Origin of the sequence: Bacillus sp. JJ1127 (assembly GCF_036965845.1) — a bacterium.
GTDB lineage: Bacteria > Bacillota > Bacilli > Bacillales > Bacillaceae_G > Bacillus_A.
Map to the genome: position 1 here is coordinate 29,099 of NZ_JBALQK010000035.1, position 19,424 is coordinate 48,522.

The 19,424-nt window shown below is 37.1% G+C and carries 14 protein-coding genes; 7 read left to right on the forward strand and 7 right to left on the reverse strand.

Annotated elements, in window-relative coordinates; genetic code table 11:
- The 4 genes from trpA to V7183_RS04510 all read left to right on the forward strand — a co-directional run bounded on the left by trpA (nt 1) and on the right by V7183_RS04510 (nt 3,801).
- On the forward strand, nt 1-762 hold the full coding sequence (trpA, locus tag V7183_RS04495) for a tryptophan synthase subunit alpha (protein WP_335358822.1): 762 nt from the start codon (nt 1-3) through the stop codon (nt 760-762).
- A gap of 241 nt (nt 763-1,003) precedes the next feature.
- Complete coding sequence (locus tag V7183_RS04500) at nt 1,004-2,500, forward strand: L-lactate permease (RefSeq protein ID WP_335358823.1); 1,497 nt, start codon at nt 1,004-1,006, stop codon at nt 2,498-2,500.
- 163 nt (nt 2,501-2,663) lie between these two features.
- On the forward strand, nt 2,664-2,885 hold the full coding sequence (locus V7183_RS04505; RefSeq protein ID WP_335358824.1) for a DUF3955 domain-containing protein: 222 nt from the start codon (nt 2,664-2,666) through the stop codon (nt 2,883-2,885).
- 184 nt (nt 2,886-3,069) lie between these two features.
- Nucleotides 3,070-3,801, forward strand: coding sequence for a DUF5694 domain-containing protein (locus V7183_RS04510; protein WP_335358825.1), 732 nt, complete (start codon nt 3,070-3,072; stop codon nt 3,799-3,801).
- Nucleotides 3,802-3,844: 43 nt separating this feature from the next.
- Here V7183_RS04510 and V7183_RS04515 read toward each other — a convergent pair whose 3' ends face one another.
- Nucleotides 3,845-4,678 carry a hypothetical protein gene (locus V7183_RS04515; protein WP_335358826.1) on the reverse strand — a complete coding sequence of 278 codons (834 nt, stop codon included), beginning with the start codon at nt 4,676-4,678 and terminating at the stop codon, nt 3,845-3,847.
- 218 nt (nt 4,679-4,896) lie between these two features.
- Here V7183_RS04515 and V7183_RS04520 point away from each other — a divergent pair, with 218 nt between their 5' ends.
- The 3 genes from V7183_RS04520 (at nt 4,897) to V7183_RS04530 (ending at nt 7,886) form a co-directional block, all read left to right on the forward strand.
- Complete coding sequence (locus V7183_RS04520) at nt 4,897-5,682, forward strand: zinc ribbon domain-containing protein (protein WP_335358827.1); 786 nt, start codon at nt 4,897-4,899, stop codon at nt 5,680-5,682.
- A 268-nt stretch (nt 5,683-5,950) separates the two neighbouring features.
- Nucleotides 5,951-7,285 (forward strand): CoA-disulfide reductase, encoded by a 1,335-nt coding sequence (locus V7183_RS04525; RefSeq protein ID WP_335358828.1) that lies wholly within the window; start codon nt 5,951-5,953, stop codon nt 7,283-7,285.
- 190 nt (nt 7,286-7,475) lie between these two features.
- Nucleotides 7,476-7,886, forward strand: coding sequence for a DUF3908 family protein (locus V7183_RS04530; RefSeq protein WP_335358829.1), 411 nt, complete (start codon nt 7,476-7,478; stop codon nt 7,884-7,886).
- Nucleotides 7,887-7,919: 33 nt separating this feature from the next.
- On the opposite strand, the gene V7183_RS04535 is transcribed toward V7183_RS04530, so the two are convergent.
- The 6 genes from V7183_RS04535 to V7183_RS04560 all read right to left on the reverse strand — a co-directional run bounded on the left by V7183_RS04535 (nt 7,920) and on the right by V7183_RS04560 (nt 18,622).
- Nucleotides 7,920-8,510 carry a class I SAM-dependent methyltransferase gene (locus V7183_RS04535; RefSeq protein ID WP_335358830.1) on the reverse strand — a complete coding sequence of 197 codons (591 nt, stop codon included), beginning with the start codon at nt 8,508-8,510 and terminating at the stop codon, nt 7,920-7,922.
- A 123-nt stretch (nt 8,511-8,633) separates the two neighbouring features.
- Nucleotides 8,634-10,202: a SagB family peptide dehydrogenase gene (locus tag V7183_RS04540; RefSeq protein ID WP_335358836.1), complete on the reverse strand. Its 1,569-nt coding sequence runs from the start codon at nt 10,200-10,202 to the stop codon at nt 8,634-8,636.
- 114 nt (nt 10,203-10,316) lie between these two features.
- Nucleotides 10,317-12,269 (reverse strand): TOMM precursor leader peptide-binding protein, encoded by a 1,953-nt coding sequence (locus V7183_RS04545; protein ID WP_335358831.1) that lies wholly within the window; start codon nt 12,267-12,269, stop codon nt 10,317-10,319.
- On the reverse strand, nt 12,269-14,188 hold the full coding sequence (locus tag V7183_RS04550; protein ID WP_335358832.1) for a putative thiazole-containing bacteriocin maturation protein: 1,920 nt from the start codon (nt 14,186-14,188) through the stop codon (nt 12,269-12,271). Before V7183_RS04550 ends, V7183_RS04545 begins: the two co-directional genes overlap by 1 nt.
- A 162-nt stretch (nt 14,189-14,350) precedes the next feature.
- On the reverse strand, nt 14,351-15,613 hold the full coding sequence (odhB, locus tag V7183_RS04555) for a 2-oxoglutarate dehydrogenase complex dihydrolipoyllysine-residue succinyltransferase (protein WP_335358833.1): 1,263 nt from the start codon (nt 15,611-15,613) through the stop codon (nt 14,351-14,353).
- A gap of 141 nt (nt 15,614-15,754) precedes the next feature.
- Complete coding sequence (locus tag V7183_RS04560) at nt 15,755-18,622, reverse strand: 2-oxoglutarate dehydrogenase E1 component (RefSeq protein ID WP_335358834.1); 2,868 nt, start codon at nt 18,620-18,622, stop codon at nt 15,755-15,757.
- Nucleotides 18,623-19,424 lie beyond the last annotated feature (802 nt).

The window sequence follows — 19,424 nt, forward strand, 5'->3', positions numbered from 1 at the left end:
ATGGGAGTAGAAAGAATTACAGCCGCGTTTCAAAATGGAAAAAAAGCATTTATCCCGTATGTAATGGGAGGAGATGGTGGTCTAGAAAAGTTAAAAGAACAAATTCGTTTTCTAGATAAAGCAGGAGCAAGCATTGTTGAAGTTGGCATCCCGTTTTCTGATCCAGTTGCCGACGGACCGACAATTCAAAGGGCAGGAAAACGAGCGTTAGACAGAGGTATAACATTAAAAGGTATCTTTCAAGCGTTAGCAGAAGTAAGGCAGGAAGTGCAAATTCCATTTGTACTTATGACCTATTTAAATCCTATTTTAGCTTTTGGAAAAGATCGCTTCATTGGAAGTTGTCTTGAGGCAGGTGTGGATGGAATTATTGTTCCAGACTTACCATATGAAGAACAAAACATTATCGCGCCGCTTCTCCGTGATGCGAATATCGCCTTAATTCCACTTGTTACCGTAACAAGCCCAATTGAACGAATCGAAAAGATTACGAGTGAATCACAAGGCTTCGTATATGCGGTAACAGTAGCAGGTGTTACTGGGGTTAGACAAGACTTTAAGCAAGAGATTCATAGCTATTTAGAAAAAGTGAAATCACATGTTCATCTACCTGTAGTTGCAGGATTCGGTATTTCAACACCAGAGCAAATCGAGGACATGATTACGATATGTGACGGAGTTGTTGTGGGAAGTAAAGTCATTGAGTTATTAGAAAAAGAAAAGCAAGATGAAATTTGTGAGCTGATTGCTGCGGTGAAATAATAAGAAGGGGCTTCCTACTTGGGGAGCTTCTTCTTAAATTAGCCTAATGGATTCTCACCAAAACGTTCTGCTAGCTCGTCTTTATCTTCTTCCCAATCGAACTCGATTTCAGGTTCAGATGAATCGTATCCTTTTACATCAGATAAATAATAACGAAAAAACTGCCGTTAAATTAATTGAATATTTTGTCATCTGTTATATAATAGTCACAATTGTATCCTTTAAGAAATGAGATGATGGTATGGCAATATTGTTGGCTCTTATTCCTATTATGATGATTTTTATTTGTTTATTTGTGTTTAAACAAACGTCGTTAAAAGCTTCATTAGTTTCTTATGCCGTCTGTGTTGGAATCGTTTTATTTACACCGATGTTTCGATTAGGAATAGGTGAGACTGTACATGCAACAATTAAAGGCGGATTAATTTGTTTTATTGTCGGTTACGTTTTGTTTTTTGGTATTTTTTTATTTCACCTTATGAATAAAATGGGGTATATCAATCAAGTTGCGCGGTTTATGGAACAAGTTACACACGATCGGTTATTACAAATGCTCCTTATGTGTTTCGGTATTTGTCCTCTTATTGAGTCAGTAAGTGGATTTGGAATTGGATTTATGGTGGCTGCTCCTATTTTTCTCTCCCTTGGCTATAAACCGTTCCAAGCAGTGTTATTATCTTTTATCGGCTTATTGGCAAGTTCATGGGGAGCGATGGCAACGGGAACAATTATCGGCTCACAACTTATCAATATGCCATTAACAAACTTAGGATCTAGCACGGCATTATTAAGCGTTCCTATTTTTGCATACTTTGTCATCCTGTCTTTGCACGTAGTTGGTGGCTGGCAAGCAGTTAAGCAAAAATGGAAAGAAGGGTTCGGTTTTTTTCTCTTATTTTCTGTATCCATCTATCTTTCTAATACATATGTAAGTGTTGAATTAGCGGGGATTTTAAGTTCAATTGTCACGATTACATATGGTTTTCTCATCATTAAAATGACAGCGAGGCAAGGGAAGGAGTTTTTATCGGAACATGCTGCAACAGTAGAACGAGAAGTTTCTATTATGAAAATTATAAGCCCTTATTTATTTTTAACAGTTTGTATTCTACTTTCTCGCCTCATTCCATCGTTACACGATATGCTGAGGTCTTATGCTGTTCTTGATTTAAACTCATACTCTTACAAACTAGAATTATTGTATTCACCTGGGTTTTGGCTTGGTATTACATGTTTATTTACCATTATTTTCTTCCGTATTCCTTCTACTATTATTAAAGAATCTATCTCCCAAACAATAAAGCAGTGGATTCCTTTCGCAATTACGACGACAATGTTTATTGCCATTTCAGAATTAATGGGTGCAGCGGGTATGCACACATTGTTAGCCGAAGCAGCTGGGCAAACATTTGGAACGTTATTTGTTTTTGTAGCACCTTTCATTGGTGGAATTGGTGGCTTTTTGACAGGGAGTAACGCAGGATCAAATGCGATGTTTATAAAACTACAAATGCAAACGGCACAGAACGTCGGGCTTCCGTGGCAGTATGTGACAACTCTTCAAAATACAGCTTCTTCTGTAGCGACAATTGCGTGTCCATCACGGATTACATTAGGCGCCTATTTATGTAATATTCCATTTCGTGAGAATGAATTGTTGAAGAAGACCACATTAATGATTTTTGGAGCGGTGTTGATTGTAGTTGTGGAAGTAGTTGGTTGGTATGTATTACATTGAAACAGTTAAAAAAACTTTCAGGGCATATGCCACTTTGTTCTCTTACAAATCTGTAAGGTTTTTGTCACGTATTTAAATAGTACGAACTAGATGAGAGCATTATAATGACTAACAATAAAGCAATGATTTTGTATCAAAAAATCCCAACGTATGGAGGTTTAAAATGAAAAAATATATTTTATCTTTAATACCATTTATCCTAGGAATTGGATGTTTAGTTAGCTTTAATACAATTGGCTCTAAAGTTGCAGCGGATGGTACGCTTGTAGAACCATTTTATTTACTACCAATGGGTTATTCATTGCTAGCTATTGGTATTATTAGTCTTTTTGTAAGTAAAATTAAAAAAGTGAATAGAGAAAAAAGAGCTTTAGTAAGGCTATAGCCTTCAAGTTAAAAAAATAAACCAGATGCTGAAAAGTGTCTGGTTTATTTTTTATTGCACGCGCCTATTTTATACCAAAATAAAGAATTACAGTTAATTATTAACAAATATAGCGTTGACAAGATAGGATTAGATTTAATATTCTGATTTTAGCGCGGTTGCTATACATGTAAGGAGGATGGAAATGGAAGAATATAAACCAAAAGTTCTAGTATTAGGATCAGAACATATGAGTGAGAATGAAGAGTTCTTATCTGACAGGAGGCAAGTTGAAATTGAGGAACTTGTTTCTTTATTGCAGAAGTTTAATCCAACAAAAATTGCAGTTGAAGCTATTACAGACCATCAGGATAAATTAAATGATAGTTTTAAACAGTATAAGTTAAATACAAATAAGTTAGCGTTGAATGAAATAGATCAAATCGGTTTCCGCATGGCTGCAAACTTACAGCATGAACAGATTTACGCAATTGATTGGATGGGTGGTAATGACGTTACAGATGTTTGGGACGTGCATGGATGGGCAAAAAAGAATCAGCCACAACTTTTTGAGGAAATATTCGGATGGGTACCCGAACTAGAATTAACAGATGATAAGAGTGTTTTAGATTATTATAAAGAATTGAATGATCCAGTATTACTTAATAAACTACATAAATTATATGTAAACATGGCACGTATCGGAGATTTTGGTCATTACGTCGGAATGGAATGGCTAACGTGGTGGTACAAAAGAAATTTAATTATGTACTCTAATATCGTTCGTTTAATTGATTCGCCTGAAGAACGCATTTTATTTATAGTCGGTGCGTCTCATTGTTCTATCGTTTCCAAGTTTCTTGAAGAAGGTGAAAATTGCGTAGTCGTATCACCACAAAAGTATCTTTATGAGACAAACCATCATGCATTGAAGTAAAAAAGGTATCCGAGCAAACGTTGCTTGGATACCTTTTTCATATTTAAAATGAACTACTCCTTCTAATCTTATAAAAAACGTAGCTTATCAATGTAGAAATACAAGAAAAAAGCAAAGCTACACTAGAAAACGCAATGAAGTACATATTGTATTTCATAACTTTTCCGATGAGTTGGTTGCTGTTGTATTGAAAGAGCCCTGCTACTGCATTGAATAAGAATAATATAATAAACATCGCAATTACACCGTCTACGGAACCTTCTATATCTGGCTTACTTAAAGCAATATGCGCAGAGATACAAATTGCGATAAATAAAAATAGCCAAAACGAAGGGTTAAATAAGTTGCTCATTGTAAATAAACTTTTTAATAAAAAGAATGCTGATAAAAACATATTTTGGATCATTTCTATATTGATAGAAGTAGATTGAGTCGTTGTTTCAAGCGTATGATTAAATAAAGAATACGACTCTGGTACGAAATAGTACATTAAAAGTATTAATGCAGTAATGCCAGAGAAAATGGGACCAATACCGATGAAGAAATTACCGACTCGTTGATATATATTTCCCCGGTTATATTGATGTTGTATGTAACCTAAAGCCCCGCCGCTTGTATTTGTCGGAAAGAACTGAGTCGCTACAATTTTATGCCCAAATAATACGCACATAATCGCATGTCCAAGCTCATGAATCGGAACACCAATCCACGCTGTTAAAAGGAAGCCTTTTCTTCCGAAAGCTCTCGACCAATATGTTCGTGTAAGTGATTCTAAATAGCCTAATATAAATCCGATTACAATGATGATGCCAATTAAAGAAAACAATTGGATCACGCTTGTAAGGAATATTTGAAACAGTGAGTTTGCGAATTCCATCGTCTTTCATCCAATCCTTTTATAGTGTTTAAAATATTGTTTGCTATTTTTCATAATAGCATTATTTTTATAGATTGCTAACATATATATATTTGCTTTCATTGTTCATTTCAAAAGAAAGATTTCATATTATTTTTCTTGTAGTCATGTTTTATGTCCGACAACATATATTGAATTTGTAACAGCTTAGAAGATATATTGCTAAGGGAGATGATAGAATGACGTGTCCGAGCTGTAATGCGGAGAATACAGATGAAGCAAAATTTTGTGGGAATTGTGGGCGAGCATTGACAGAACAAGCTGTAGAAAGCGGCGTGAAGGAAGAAGAGCAGCAATTATCACGAACGGCACCTGTACAGGCAAGTCGTTCAAATGAAACGGTAGAACAGGCAAAGCAATTTGCGAGTGGATATTTTCAATTCTTTAAAAATGCTTTAAAAGCACCTACAGCAATTATGAAAAGTGGACACATTGAAGTGCGAAATGGAATTGTAAGTCTTGTGCTTATTTGCTTTTTAGGAGCATGTATTTTTTATCGAATGATGAGTGCGGCGACAGCGGTTACGAGGACGCTTGTAGCGGATGTAGCTACTCCTTCATTTTTTGGCGAGTCTGCAACGGTCTTTTTCTTTTTACTAATTTTAACGATTTTTATTGGATTTATTATTTTTGTAAGTGGCAAGCTGATGAGATCATCTTTTTCTTTTTTAGAGGCACTTGGTATATGGGGAACGGTAGCGACGCCAGTGGTTGCTTTATTAGTAATAGCTTTTCTTTTTAGTTTCTTATTAATCTTTTTATTGCCACTTGTACTATGGATTGCTGTAACTTGTATGAGCATTAGTACAATTGTAGCCATATTAAAGTTAGATAGAGGTGGATTAGATCCAGTTTATACGCTTATTATCGCAAATATTTGTATTGGAATTGCAACATGGATTGTACTTTGGTCTTACATTAGGACAGTAATTGAGGCCTTAACTAGTGGATTGACAGGCTTCTAATAAAAAGGTCGCTGAACGGATGAATGTATGTACAAAGCGTGGTTCACAGTTAGCAGATGGTATACAATTTTGTCAAAGTTGCGGGACAGAAAGAGAAAGTATTTGAAACAGGTACAGTGGCGATTATGCTGGTGTACCTGTTTCTATTTGAACGGTAAAAAAGGGAGTAGCTATTATATTTTATATAAGGAATTTGTAAAGAAAAAAAGTGTTATTTAAGGCGAATTTGGAGAATGTAAAGAGTAGAGTGGAACAAAGGAGTGGTAAAGTGAACTATGTAATTATTGGCGGAGATGCAGCTGGTATGAGTGCGGCAATGCAAATTGTTAGAAATGATAAAGATGCGAATGTTGTTACTCTAGAAAAAGGTGAAATATACTCATATGCGCAGTGCGGGCTTCCGTACGTTATTAGCGGTGTCATTACTTCTACTGAGAAATTAATTGCAAGAGATGTTACAGTATTTCGTGATAAATACGGGATAGATGCGAAGGTGCATCATGAGGTGACACGAATTGATACTGAAAATAAAATTGTCCATGGTATACATACAAATACAAAAGATGTATTTCAATATACATATGATCGTTTACTAATTGCGACAGGAGTTAGACCTGTTATGCCAGACTGGGAAGGGGGAAATCTACAAGGAGTTCACCTTTTGAAAACCATTCCAGATGCCCATAAAATACTGGAGACGTTAAAGGAACAGCATGTGGAGCAAGTTACGATTATTGGCGGCGGAGCCATTGGTCTTGAAATGGCTGAAACGTTTGTAGAGCTTGGAAAAAAGGTGAGAATGATTGAGCGAAATGATCATATTGGCACACTTTATGATACTGATATGGCAGCCTATATACATGAAGAAGCAGCGAAGCATCATATTGAAATTTTAACAAATGAAAACGTGAAAGCTTTTACAGGAAAAGGAAAAGTAGAATGGATTGAAACAGATAAAGGAACATATAAAACAGATCTTGTATTAGTATCAGTTGGTGTAAAACCGAATACAGATTTTCTTGAAGGGACCAATATACGCACAAATAACAAAGGGGCTATAGAAGTAAATGCTTATATGCAAACAAATGTGGAAGACATTTATGCAGCTGGAGATTGCGCAACGCACTATCATCTGATAAAAGAAACTCAAGATCATATTCCAATCGGTACTACTGCGAATAAGCAAGGTCGGCTTGCAGGGTTGAATATGATTGATAAAAGAAGGTCATTTAAAGGAACTCTCGGAACTAGTATTATCAAATTTATGGGGCTCACATTAGCAAGAACGGGTTTAAATGAAAAAGAAGCAAGTGAACTGAAAATACCATATAAAACGGTGAAGATAGATTCAACAAATATGGCCGGTTATTATCCAAGTGCCACAAAGCTTTATGTGAAATTACTGTATCGCTCTGATACAAAACAACTGTTAGGCGGACAAGTAATCGGAGAAGAAGGCGTGGATAAACGAATTGATGTCATCGCAATGGCACTATTTCATAAAATGAGCATTCATGATTTAGAGGATGTCGATTTAAGTTACTCGCCGCCTTACAACAGTGTTTGGGATCCAATTCAACAAGCAGCAAGGCGAGTGGAATAGCACTTTTACAGAAGTGCTATTTTTTGTTTTGAAAACATCAAATTATAAAAAAGAGATAGGAAATCATATTTTTCCTTGAAAAAGGTAGTGCTTATCCATTATATTTTCATATAGTATTTATTTTTTTCATACATAAGAAGTAAGATCTATAGACAAAAGACTAGCAATGAATCGTGCAGGAGGATTAGAAATGTCGATAAATATGAAAACAGTAGAAGAATGGATTGCGGAGTCAAATGCAAGACAAGAGGAGGACTTTGGAGAAGTTGTCCAAGAAATGAAGGAATTATGTATTGCGATTGATAACGCTACATTAATTTACCCGAAACATGTATTTTGTTTTGGAAAAAAAGCTGAGGTATTCTTTTTCTTCCAAGATCATGTTGTCGTTGGTCAGACGCAAGAAGAATATATTCAAGTTGAAAAATTAAAGTACGAAGATCTTACAGATACAAGCCTGAAAACAAATGATAAAAATACAACATTACAGCTAGAGTTCTCTAACGGAAAATCTATTATGCTAGATAGTTTAAATGATAACTGTGGCGCGAAGAATTGGCTGTTTGCAAGACAGATTAAGAGTATATTTAAATTGATTTAGTAGTAAAAGCAGACCTTAGGAGGTCTGCTTTTTTCATTTACATCCTACTATACAAAGACAGCCTTTTTCCTCATGAAATTCTACATGCTGAAATCCAGTGGTATAAAAAAGGTTTACTAATTCTTCCGTTGTTTTAAATTTTTGCATATGATAATTGATTTTAAAGGTTTCAGCAACAAGTAGAAAGGAACCATTTGGTTTTAGCACGCGGAAAACTTCTTTTATATCATTCTTTAAATCAGGCCAAAAATAATGGGTTTGAAAGGCGGTAATAAGATCGAAAAATTTATCGCGAAATGGAATAGAAGATACGCTTGCTTGATGAATCATTACCTTTTCATTTTTTACATCTTTTATATTGGTTTTTATTGAATTCTCGACAGCTTTTTCCGAGTAATCAATCCCGTATATTTTTCCGGCGGGAGTCATCTTGGAAAGGGTATGTATCGTTTTACCGCCACCGCAGCCAATATCTAGTATGAACGCATCTTTACGTACATTTATTTTTTGCAAAGCCCAATTTGTTAATCTTGTATGTGCAGTATTCATAATACAAAGCATGGAAGAACCGATGGAACCTCTAGGGTTTTTAGCCTGTTCAATTAATTTTTGTAATACGCTCAACCTTATCTCTCCTTATATATATGAAATGAAATTCCCAAATTTGTATATTCGCTTTAGATAATTCAAATCCTTTAAAAAAATCTGCCCTATGCTAGTACAATGTACGAAGCATAGGGCAGATTTTTAACTATGCAAATAGCCTTTTAACCAAGTGCGAGGGCGATGGAAACCAACGGGAATTTGAATAAGAGTGGTTTTTCGAGTTGTATCAATGTTATATAATGTATCACAAAGGTTGACATCAAAGCCTAAGAGCGGGTGCCCTCCCATGCCCATTGAAGAGGCAGCTAAGACGAGCCTATGAACAAGTATACCGGCTTCCATTTGTTGAATCCGGTACCCTCTATATCCGAAATCATTTTTAAAATAATCTTTATTACCTATTACATGCAGACAGAGTGGTACTTGGAAGAGGTTCACATTATCCATAGTCATACCTGAATGTAGAGGATAACGAAGGTCCCCGGTTTGAATCTGTCCTAATGTGTGTGTGTTGCTGTCATAGGAATAGGCACCATTTGGTATGCCGTCTACATTATAAAAGCATCCATACAGTGAGACGCGTGCTTTTGGATGAATATGTTTTCCGTCTAAATCATTTTGATAAGGAAAAGAAAGACATGCTTCTTGAAGTAAGGCAGCTAGTTGTACTTTATTTAATTTCTTTAAGGAAAAATCTACATCAGGTGAATAACGCTTTTGGCAAACAGTTGCGAAATCGTATGATAATCGCTGCAGCTTTGGTAGTGCTAAAGTTTGTGTGTGATGTGAAACCGTTGTTTCTTCTACCGCAGTTCGAAACTGCTCTGTTGATTCTAGTATGGATGCTGCATTCATTTTGGTTATAATCGGATACTCGGTAATATTTTTAGAGCGAACAAAGTGTTCATGTTGCAGAAGAGGAAGCTGCCCTGACAGCTCATAAGATGTGACATTTACGCCGGATATGTTATCTTGGTAAAACCATGTATCGGTATGTTGAGTGGATAATGGAATAACTGCATACACACTTTCCTCTTGTTCATGTAGTCCAAGTAAATGATTAATTGCTCGATCTAGAAATTGATAATACACACCAGATGTATAGCCGAATTGTTTAGAGGATTCTAGTAATTGACCAATGAGGACACCGGTATCCAGACCTTGAAGACGATAGGAAAAATTATTATATTTAAAGAAGTTTTTCCAAAACATTGTTGATACAAAGGCGGCGCCAAAACAAGCAGATAGATTGCAGCGATTTCCGAGTGCCTCTGTGAGATAAGAGTCAAAGTTTCCTTCGCGCAGTAAAACGAGGCGATGATGTGCTGCGTCATAATGGTAGATTCCATGTGGGTAATGACTGAGCTTTAAATATACATATAATTCATTTGGATATAAAGCACCGCCAGAAGGAATAAATCTTCGAAATATACTTGCTGAGTTTTGCTCTTCTAAGTCGAAAGAAGGCTGGCACAATTGAGTGAGACCAAATGTATACCAGAGACAATGCCCGATTTGCTCTAGAGTAGGTTCACTAGACATATTTTGATCTCGTAATGTTAACGGTACGTCTAGAGAAAGAGGAATGACGGGTAAATTCCGGTATAATTTATAGGGAAGCGGGGCATCGTCCCAATCAACCTCCTTATTTTCAAACATAATTTCATCGATAGAAAAATGTAAATGGTGTAGAAATGTTTCTAGTTGCATCAACAATCGGCCTCCTTATCAGGAATACCCCTACCTTAATATGTAACAAAAGAAAAGGAAGAGAGGTAGGGGACAGAGAAAGTTCTACTGTTTACCGTTTCACTTTATCATAGCTTATGGAAATGGGTGTGGATGTTGGTTTAGTTGTTCAAATGTAAGTGGCTCATCGGTATATCCAAGTTTCATCGGTACGGTAAGTGCTCTTTGTAGTCCTGTTGTACGAGTGAGGTGATGACCAAATGTCATTGGTAACATACCAGGAATCAGTACTTTCACACAAGATAATCCATTTTTCTCTATGAGAGGAACAGTTTGATCAATGACGATGACTTCAAGGCCAGATTGGTGTAATCGATCTAAAAGATGGCGCAAATCTGAAGTTAAATCTCTATCAGTAGATTTTAGATGATTCATCTGTTGAAATGTTTTTTGTACAGTGCGATCGTCGTTTAATAAAAAATGAAGGCGTTCTTCGGCCTCTGGTAAGCCATATAGCATACTATGATCTTCCATTTGGGTGACAAGATAGGGATCACGTAAACATTGTTTGTATTTTTGTCTGTTTGTTTCCAAATTTTCATCCATGATAAGCAACATACCTGCTAATTCATGGATTGCATTTTTAATAGCCCGTAGTGGTTCCATATGGGCACCGCCTGCACAGACGAGATTCATTCCATCTTGTTTTGTATTTTTGGCAATTGCCCATATGCTTGGAATACCGTGCTCCATCGTTGCATCAAAAACATGTAAATCATAGCCTGTAATCGTACGCATTCGTTCGATCATCCATTGTAATTCCACATCGTTCGCAGAAGCTAGATCAAGGCGGGGAAGTGGCAATTGTGCATACCAAGTTAGCAAGAAAGCATCGCGTTCGACTATTTCTAAAATACCATGGAAAATTGCTTCTTCTAAACTGCCTCCAATTGCACAGCCGTTTGAAGTTTCGTAGACAAAGGCGTCTCTGTGTCCTAGACTATAATACGCAATGGATTCCGGGACTAAAACTGGACGGTTTTGTAATAAAGAATACGCCCATACCCAATCTTGAGGGTAATCAGGATCAAATGGTTTGAATGGGAAGCCTGCTTTTCTATAATGTTCATCTGTATGTACACCGATTGTGAGAGGATTGATGGCAGTATCTTCAAAATCTCGGTAGCTACCATGAACATTTGTCCGTTTCCCGCGAGGTGCCATTCCGCAATATCTTTCTAATCCTTCTAAAATAGCCGTTGCCTCGCTAATTGCGAACGAATGTGTTCGACCTGCAACTCCTTCATTACCGAGGAGTAACGGCATATTTACAATGACATCAGCGAATGGTAATAAGGTATGTTGCATTTTCCCGTTTAAAAGTCCAGTCCGATAATCTAAATAATCTTTAGCCAAAAATGTATTTAAATCTTTGATAGAACGACACCGGTAACTTTCATCGTTCGTTTTAAAGCTTGGTTGTAGTGAAAGTGAGGCAGTAGCTGCAGAGTCGTCAGGTATTGTACTACATACCGGGCATAAAGGATCGGGAAGAAATGGATGGCGTGAAGTTTGGAATGTTTGTAAGTTAAGGAAAATTAGCTCTTCAGCTAAAGAGGTATGCCCTTTTGTTAGTATCTTTTCTGTTTCAGCATGAATAAGGTGGCACATTTGCAGTAATCCAGTTTGTGTTGCACATATATCTCGCTGTATGACATCATCTGTTTTTAAGGAATATTTCCGTTGTAATTCCCACATTTCTTTTTGGTCAAAGCTAGCGATAAAGCGTCTTGCATCGGCACAATGGGAACATCCTGGTTGATTCGGTCTAACATAAGGGCCAATAATCCCTTCACCAAATGAAGTAAAGCCACGAAGCCAAGGGATATTAGCAGAGCGAAAAATTTCTTCAGCTGTATGATGTATAGAGAGAGGAGAACCATCGTGTAATACGAGAGCGAGATGAATATTTTCAGGGAGAGATTCTTCAAGCGTATGTCGACGAATGATAGGATAGTGAACAGACAATTGCTGATTTACATAGTCTGCAAGTAGGCCATCTCCTACAATTAATATTTTACGATCCATCAGTCTACCTCCTCTTTTATGACCACACCAATTACACCGCCTAATCCTTCTTGTAAAAATGGTTCAATTGCTAGATCGAGGACGTAGGGGTGAAGATTATGTTCTTTTAAATGCTGTAAGGCTAGTTGTAAAGAATTTAATTGTGGAATCTCTTCTTCTTCTTGTACTTCAATTCTAAATGAATCTGCATCGTGTAAAAGGACAGATGAATCCCATAATATATTAGATTTATAAGGGACATCTTGGTTCTGGATATGGAGTAGTGCTTGTTGTAATGCGCTTCTTAGTGCTAATGTCACATTTAGATTAGCACTGCCATACCACAGGTTGTGTACGCGGGCCCAAACAACAGGGAAACCTAGTATTTCTTCACCAATTCCTATTTCTGGCGTCCCGTGTATGACGCGGAGTGCATCTAAATAAAAGCGGCAATGTTTATCATGAATTTCTGTTAATTGCAGTGGCATAATTTCTTCAGTTTGACTTTGTTGTCTTGTACTCAGCGTGTGTGCTAAATAATTTTGCAGTGAGCGATACACCCCTTCTAACATTGTTTCTCCAGCTCCAATTCCAATAAACTCATCTTGTTCAGGAAGAAGAAAGTCAATCATTTGAGTTACGTATGTTTCAATTCCAGTTAAGCCTGCTTCGCGCCTTGCTTCGTTATGAGTCAATCCGCCGCAAATGATAGTAGGGAGGAGCGTAGTAGGCCCTTCTGATAATGGATTTGCGACTTGAATATAACATTGAGACAACGGTAATTGCTGTAAGTCTCGTTCATCCCATATGTGAAAAATGCCAGAGGTGCTTGAAGTTAACTTGTCAAAAAAACGAAAAAGGTCATTCGAATGATTTGGGTCTGCATGTCGTTCAAGAGTTGTATCAAGGTCTTGTATCATCTCTATCGTAAAGTTTTTAGTGGCTATAAGCGGATGTTTAATAAAATGATGCCAATTGCCTTCAAGCGTTTCTAGATTTAGTAAAAAGAATTGTTTGTTTTTCTCCCTGTCCGAAGCGCCTGTCACATGTTTAAATAACTCAAACACAATAATATTTGCTAACATAGCGCCAGCAATTGGAGAGAATGGTTCTGGTGATTGATCTTGTTGAAGGGCGGTTTCATGCATACGGTGCCATGCTGATTCCCAGCATTCTTCAGAATCTGAAGTAATGACAGGGCCTGCCAAACCGACTTTCTGCAAATATAGAGCAGGAATTAAGTTTTTCTTTTCTTCTCTACAAATTGCGTGCAGAGCTCGCAGTTTTTCAATATTGCCATTTTGAGATACATATAGGATCCAATCAAAAGGATGGAAAACTTCCTGTAAAGAACAATCTCTCGTTGTATCTATTTCATGAACACGTACATCTTGATCGGCAGCGTGGGCTTTTTGGATCAGTTCGTTTAGCCGAGAGCGATTTGTTGCATCAGCATCAGTAATAAGATAGTGAATTTCGGGTAACCCAGATTCAAGTAAAGAAGAAATTAATGAAGTGAAAATAGAACCAGATCCAATTGCTAAAACTTTAGCTTGTCGGTACATTTGAAATTTTAGGGCACCGGAGTGAGAGGATGTCTCTAAAAATTCAATTTGTGATGCGTACCTTTCAAGTAATGTATCCTCTAATTGATGAGGAGAATCTTGACTTACATCTCGAACAAAACCATTTTGGTACAAAAGCTCTCCAATTTCAAATACCCTATTTTGATAAGGGAGAGGGAGGCCATTTGTTAGATCTTCCAAAGTGTGACTCCCATTAAACATAGGCATTAATTTTTCAATCCATTCATAAATACCGTTACCTTCCATTCGGAACGAACTGGAGTTATTTCTAAAATAGACACCCCCGTTTGAGTCGGGGAGGAAAACGGTATCTTTGTTCATTTTTAGTTTTGTGGAAGCTGGCAGAGTACTCATTGTATTCCTCCTTATGAACTGATTTCTCTAGGCGCACATTATTAGTGTATGTACTGTGATTTGTCCCTTATGAATTCGTTAATGTCCGTGTAATAAAAAAGGCTGCATGAAAGATCGAATACATCGATTCTTTCATGCAGCCAGTATGATTTAGAAAGTCTATCAACCTTCTAATAATAATGATTTTGGATCTTCAAGCATATCTTTAACAGCAACAAGGAAGCTAACTGCTTCTTTACCATCAACAATACGGTGATCGTAAGATAGTGCAAGGTACATCATTGGACGGTTTTCCATACGCTCGTTATCGATTGCAACTGGGCGGACTTGGATTTTATGCATTCCTAGAATACCTACTTGTGGGCTGTTTAGGATTGGTGTCGACATTAGAGAACCGAACACGCCACCGTTTGTAATTGTAAATGTACCACCTTGTAATTCTTTTAATGAAAGTTTGTTATCGCGTGCTTTTTTACCTAATTCACGAATTTCGCTTTCGATTTCAGCGAAGTTCAATTGGTTAGCATCGCGTACAACTGGAACAACTAATCCATCTGGAGCTGCTACTGCAATACCGATATCATAGAATTTTTTAATGATAAGCTCGTCGCCTTGAATTTCAGCATTTAATAATGGGAATTGTTTTAATGCTGCAACAACTGCTTTTGTGAAGAATGACATAAAGCCAAGACGTACATCATGTTTTTTCTCGAAAGCATCTTTGCGTTCTTTACGTAATTCCATGATTGCACTCATATCAACTTCGTTAAATGTTGTTAACATTGCAGATGTTTGTTGAACTTCTACAAGACGTTTTGCAATTGTTTGACGGCGGCGGGACATTTTCACGCGTTCAACTGGTTTTTCGAATTCAGTTTTTGCAACTGGAGCTGGACTTTGTTTTGGAGCAGCCGGTGCTTCTTTCGGTGCTGCAGCGTGAGCTTGTACATCATGTGGTCTCACACGTCCAAGTGGATCTGTGCTACGTACATCGTTTAAGTCGATTCCTAATTCACGTGCCATTTTTCTAGCAGCAGGTGATGCGATAGGGCGGTCTGTATTTGGAAGACCTTGTAAAGCTGTTGTACTTGGTGCAGCACTTGGAGCCACAGCTTTTGGTGCTTCAGTAACTTCTTGTTTTGGTTGTTCTGGAGCTGCTGCTGGAGCAGGTGTGTTTACTGCTGCTGCGCCGTTTGCATCTAAAATAGCGATAGTAGCGCCAACGTCAACTGTATCCCCAGGTTCTCCTAGTAGTTGTGTTACAATACCTGAATCTTCTGCAATGATTTCTACATTGACTTTATCCGTCTCAAGCTCAACAACGCTGCCACCTTTCTCAACTTTGTCGCCTACGTTGATAAGCCATTGTGAAATAGTTCCTTCGGTAATAGATTCTGCAAGCTCAGGTACTTTAATTTCGATCATTTTAAATGTCCTCCCCTTATTTGCCTAACGGTGTGTTTTGTCTTCTTTTTTCTTCGGTAATCTCCAGTTTTTAGCACGACTTGGGCAGAAGTTCCTTGGAGAAATTCTACCCAAGTGAGCAAGTAAAACTTGTTTTTCCTTTTAGTTGCTGTAAACTTCGATTTCTTGTTTATCTTGACGGAAGTTGTATTTCACGTCTAAAGTGTGTGCAACAATTAGTTCTTGCTCAGCTTTATGAGCAAATGGATCGCCACCAGATGGGCTAGAACGATCAGGGCGTCCAATGTATCCTGTTTTCACTTTATCGCCAGCTAGTTCGAACAGAATTGGAGCCATGTAATGCCATGCGCCCATATTACGAGGTTCTTCTTGAACCCAAATGATTTCTTCTAAGTTTTTAAAGCGCTTCATAATAGATTGAACTTTTTCAGCAGGGAATGGGTACAATTGCTCAATACGAACGATATGAAGTTCATCTAAATTGTACTCATGTTTACCATTTTCGATTTCTGCTGCTAAATCAATTGCCATTTTACCTGTAGTTAAAACAAGACGTTTTACTTTGTTTGGTTTTGTACCAAGGTTTTCTTGTTCTAAAGCAGGTTGGAAACGTCCTTCACTTAACTGGCTACCTGTTGAAAGTGTAAGTGGGTGACGTAATAAGCTTTTCGGCGTCATAATTACTAACGGTCGAACAGCTTCTGTTCCTAAGATAGATGCTTGACGGCGCAAGATATGGAAGTATTGTGCCGCACTTGTTAAGTTTGCAACTGTCCAGTTGTTTTCTGCAGCTAATTGTAGGAAACGTTCTGGACGAGCGCTAGAGTGTTCTGGTCCTTGACCTTCATAACCGTGAGGTAATAGAAGAACTAGACCTGATTTTTGACCCCATTTTGCTCTTCCTGCTGAAACATATTGATCAAATAATGCTTGTGCAGTATTTGAGAAGTCACCGTATTGTGCTTCCCACATAACAAGAGTTTCTGGAGCGAACACATTGTAACCATATTCATAACCAACAACAGCAGCCTCTGATAACGGACTGTTATGAACAGAGAATGATGCGTTAATATTAGGCAAACGATGTAACGGTGAATATGTTTCGTTTGTTTCTGTATCATGTAATACGATATGACGGTGTGCGAACGTACCACGTTGTGAATCTTGACCAGTTAAACGAATTGGCGTACCTTCTTGTAAAATAGAAGCGAATGCTAACGATTCAGCAAGTGCCCACTCAATTTTACCGTTCTCTTCAAGAGCATCTTTACGGCGCTCAAGAATTTTCTTCACTTTCGGATATACGTTAAAGCCTTCAGGCCAAGTTAAAAGACCTTCATTAATTGTACGAAGTGTGTCAAGCGGAATACTAGTATCAATCGGTTGAATTCCTCTTGCAACAACGTCTGGAACTTTAACGTGAATTGCTGCATCACCCGTATCAGCTGGTGGTACTTGTGCGTATTCAGCTTTTAATTGTTCTTGAATAAACTGCGTAATTGTTTCAACCTCATCTGCATTTAGAACGCCTTCAGCTTGTAATTGATCTGCATAAATCGCTCTTACAGTTGGGTGCTTTTTAATTTTCTTATAAACTTGTGGTTGTGTAACTGCTGGATCATCCATTTCATTATGACCATAGCGACGATAACCGATTAAGTCGATTAAGAAATCTTTCTTGAAACGCATGCGATATTGAATCGCAAGGTTAGCAGCAGCAAGACAAGCTTCAGGGTCATCAGCGTTCACATGAACAATCGGAATATCAAACCCTTTAGCAAGGTCACTTGAATATTTTGTAGAACGAGAATCATAGCTATCTGTTGTAAAACCAACTGCGTTATTTGCAATAACATGAATTGTTCCGCCAGTTTGATATGCGTTTAATCTGCTTAAGTTCAATGTTTCAGATACGATACCTTGACCAGGGAATGCAGCATCACCATGAACTAAAATTACGAAAGATTTTGAAACATCTTGCTCAGGATAACCAGATGTTTTGCGATTTTCTTGAGCAGCACGTGCATAACCTTCAACAACTGGGTTAACAAATTCAAGGTGACTTGGATTGTTCGCTAATGTAACACGTGTATGTGCATCTTCAGAGCCAACAACTTGTTCTCTACCTAAATGGTATTTCACGTCGCCAGTCCAGCCAGCATTACTATTTACACCTTCTATAGTTGCATGTTTAAACTCAGCGAACATGTGACTATATGGTTTTTCTAATACGTGAGCGAGAACGCTTAGACGGCCGCGGTGAGCCATACCAATCATTACGTCGTTTACGCCGGCTTTAGTACCTTCAGCAATAACTTCATCCAGTACAGGCACAAGCATATCGACGCCTTCTATAGAGAAACGTTTTTGCCCAACAAATGTTTTATGCAAAAATTGCTCGAAACTTTCAACCGCTGTTAAGCGTTTTAAGAGAGCAGTTCGTTTTTTATTTGTTAATGGTTGACGCAAGGAATTTGATTCCACCATTTGATGCAACCACGCGCGTTCTTCACTATCTTGTACATGAGAAAATTCATAGGCTAAAGATTTTGTATAAACATCTTTTAATCTATTAATTACATCAAGAGCTGTGTGAATACCATTTGGTGCATCTGGCCATACTGTTTTTGCTGGAATCGCTTTCAAATCTGCATCGCTTAATTCGTGCATTAATGTGTGGATGAGAGATTGTCCATCAGCAGGCTCTTCCATTGGATTAATATGAGCCGATAGATGCCCGAATGAGCGGATATTCTCTACAACTTGCACTGCTTTAAGAATTTTTTCAATGTTTCCTGTACTTTGAGGAGAAAAATTTGTTTCCTTGTTGTCCCCTGTTACGACATCTGCTTGGAATGGAGGAGCTCCAAAAGTTGCGAAAAGCTCTTGTAATTCCGGATCAACAGAACCTTCTCCCGTCATGTAACGATCATACTGTTCAATAACATAGCCAAGGTTCGGACCATGGAATTTGGCCCAAGGGTTTGTCGTTGTATTCTTCCTCGTCATTTGATTAAACCTCCCAATGCATGTAATCCTTTTTTTATACAAAAAGGATGCATTTTGCTCTTTTCATAATTGATGAACCAGTAATGAATGTAAATGTTATCTTTACTCATATGTTATTACAATAATTTACATAATACCAAACATTATTACTTATCCGTTTTGTAAAAAAACATTCACAATTACTTATCACCTAAGTTAATCTTTCATGTTGTAAACTAATTTTAAGGAAAAAATAGGTGAATTCATTTGGTACACCTGTATTTAAAACGAAAGTCATCGGATTAAGATACAAGTTTAATTGTTAGAATTTTTCAACAAAAATACATTTGATTTATGTATATTAAAATAATAAGCGCTTTCAAGAATATTATACAACAATATAACGGAATATAGTATAAAAAATAAAAAATTATGAATTTATCATAAACTTTATTTCGATAGTGTTAAATATTGAAAGAAAAAATGAAGTATTTGTTTATATGTGGTGATTATAAATTAAAAATGGTTGATAAATCGTCCGTTTTTGCAAATATAGAGGAAAAATGCTTGAAAACGGTAAACGCATTTTATTCATATGTGAGAAAGAATGAAATATTTTAAAAAGATAAAGGGCATATAACAATATTAATTTTTCCTAATGATGAATGATTGCTATAGTAAATTTCTTTATGTAGATTAAGTAATGATGAAATGAAATATCTTAACAGAATAGTTTAGGGTGTTCTTATTTGTTATTATTCTCCATTTTTATGATATTCAATAATGATTTAAAATGAAAAATTGGCTATATATACATCAATTA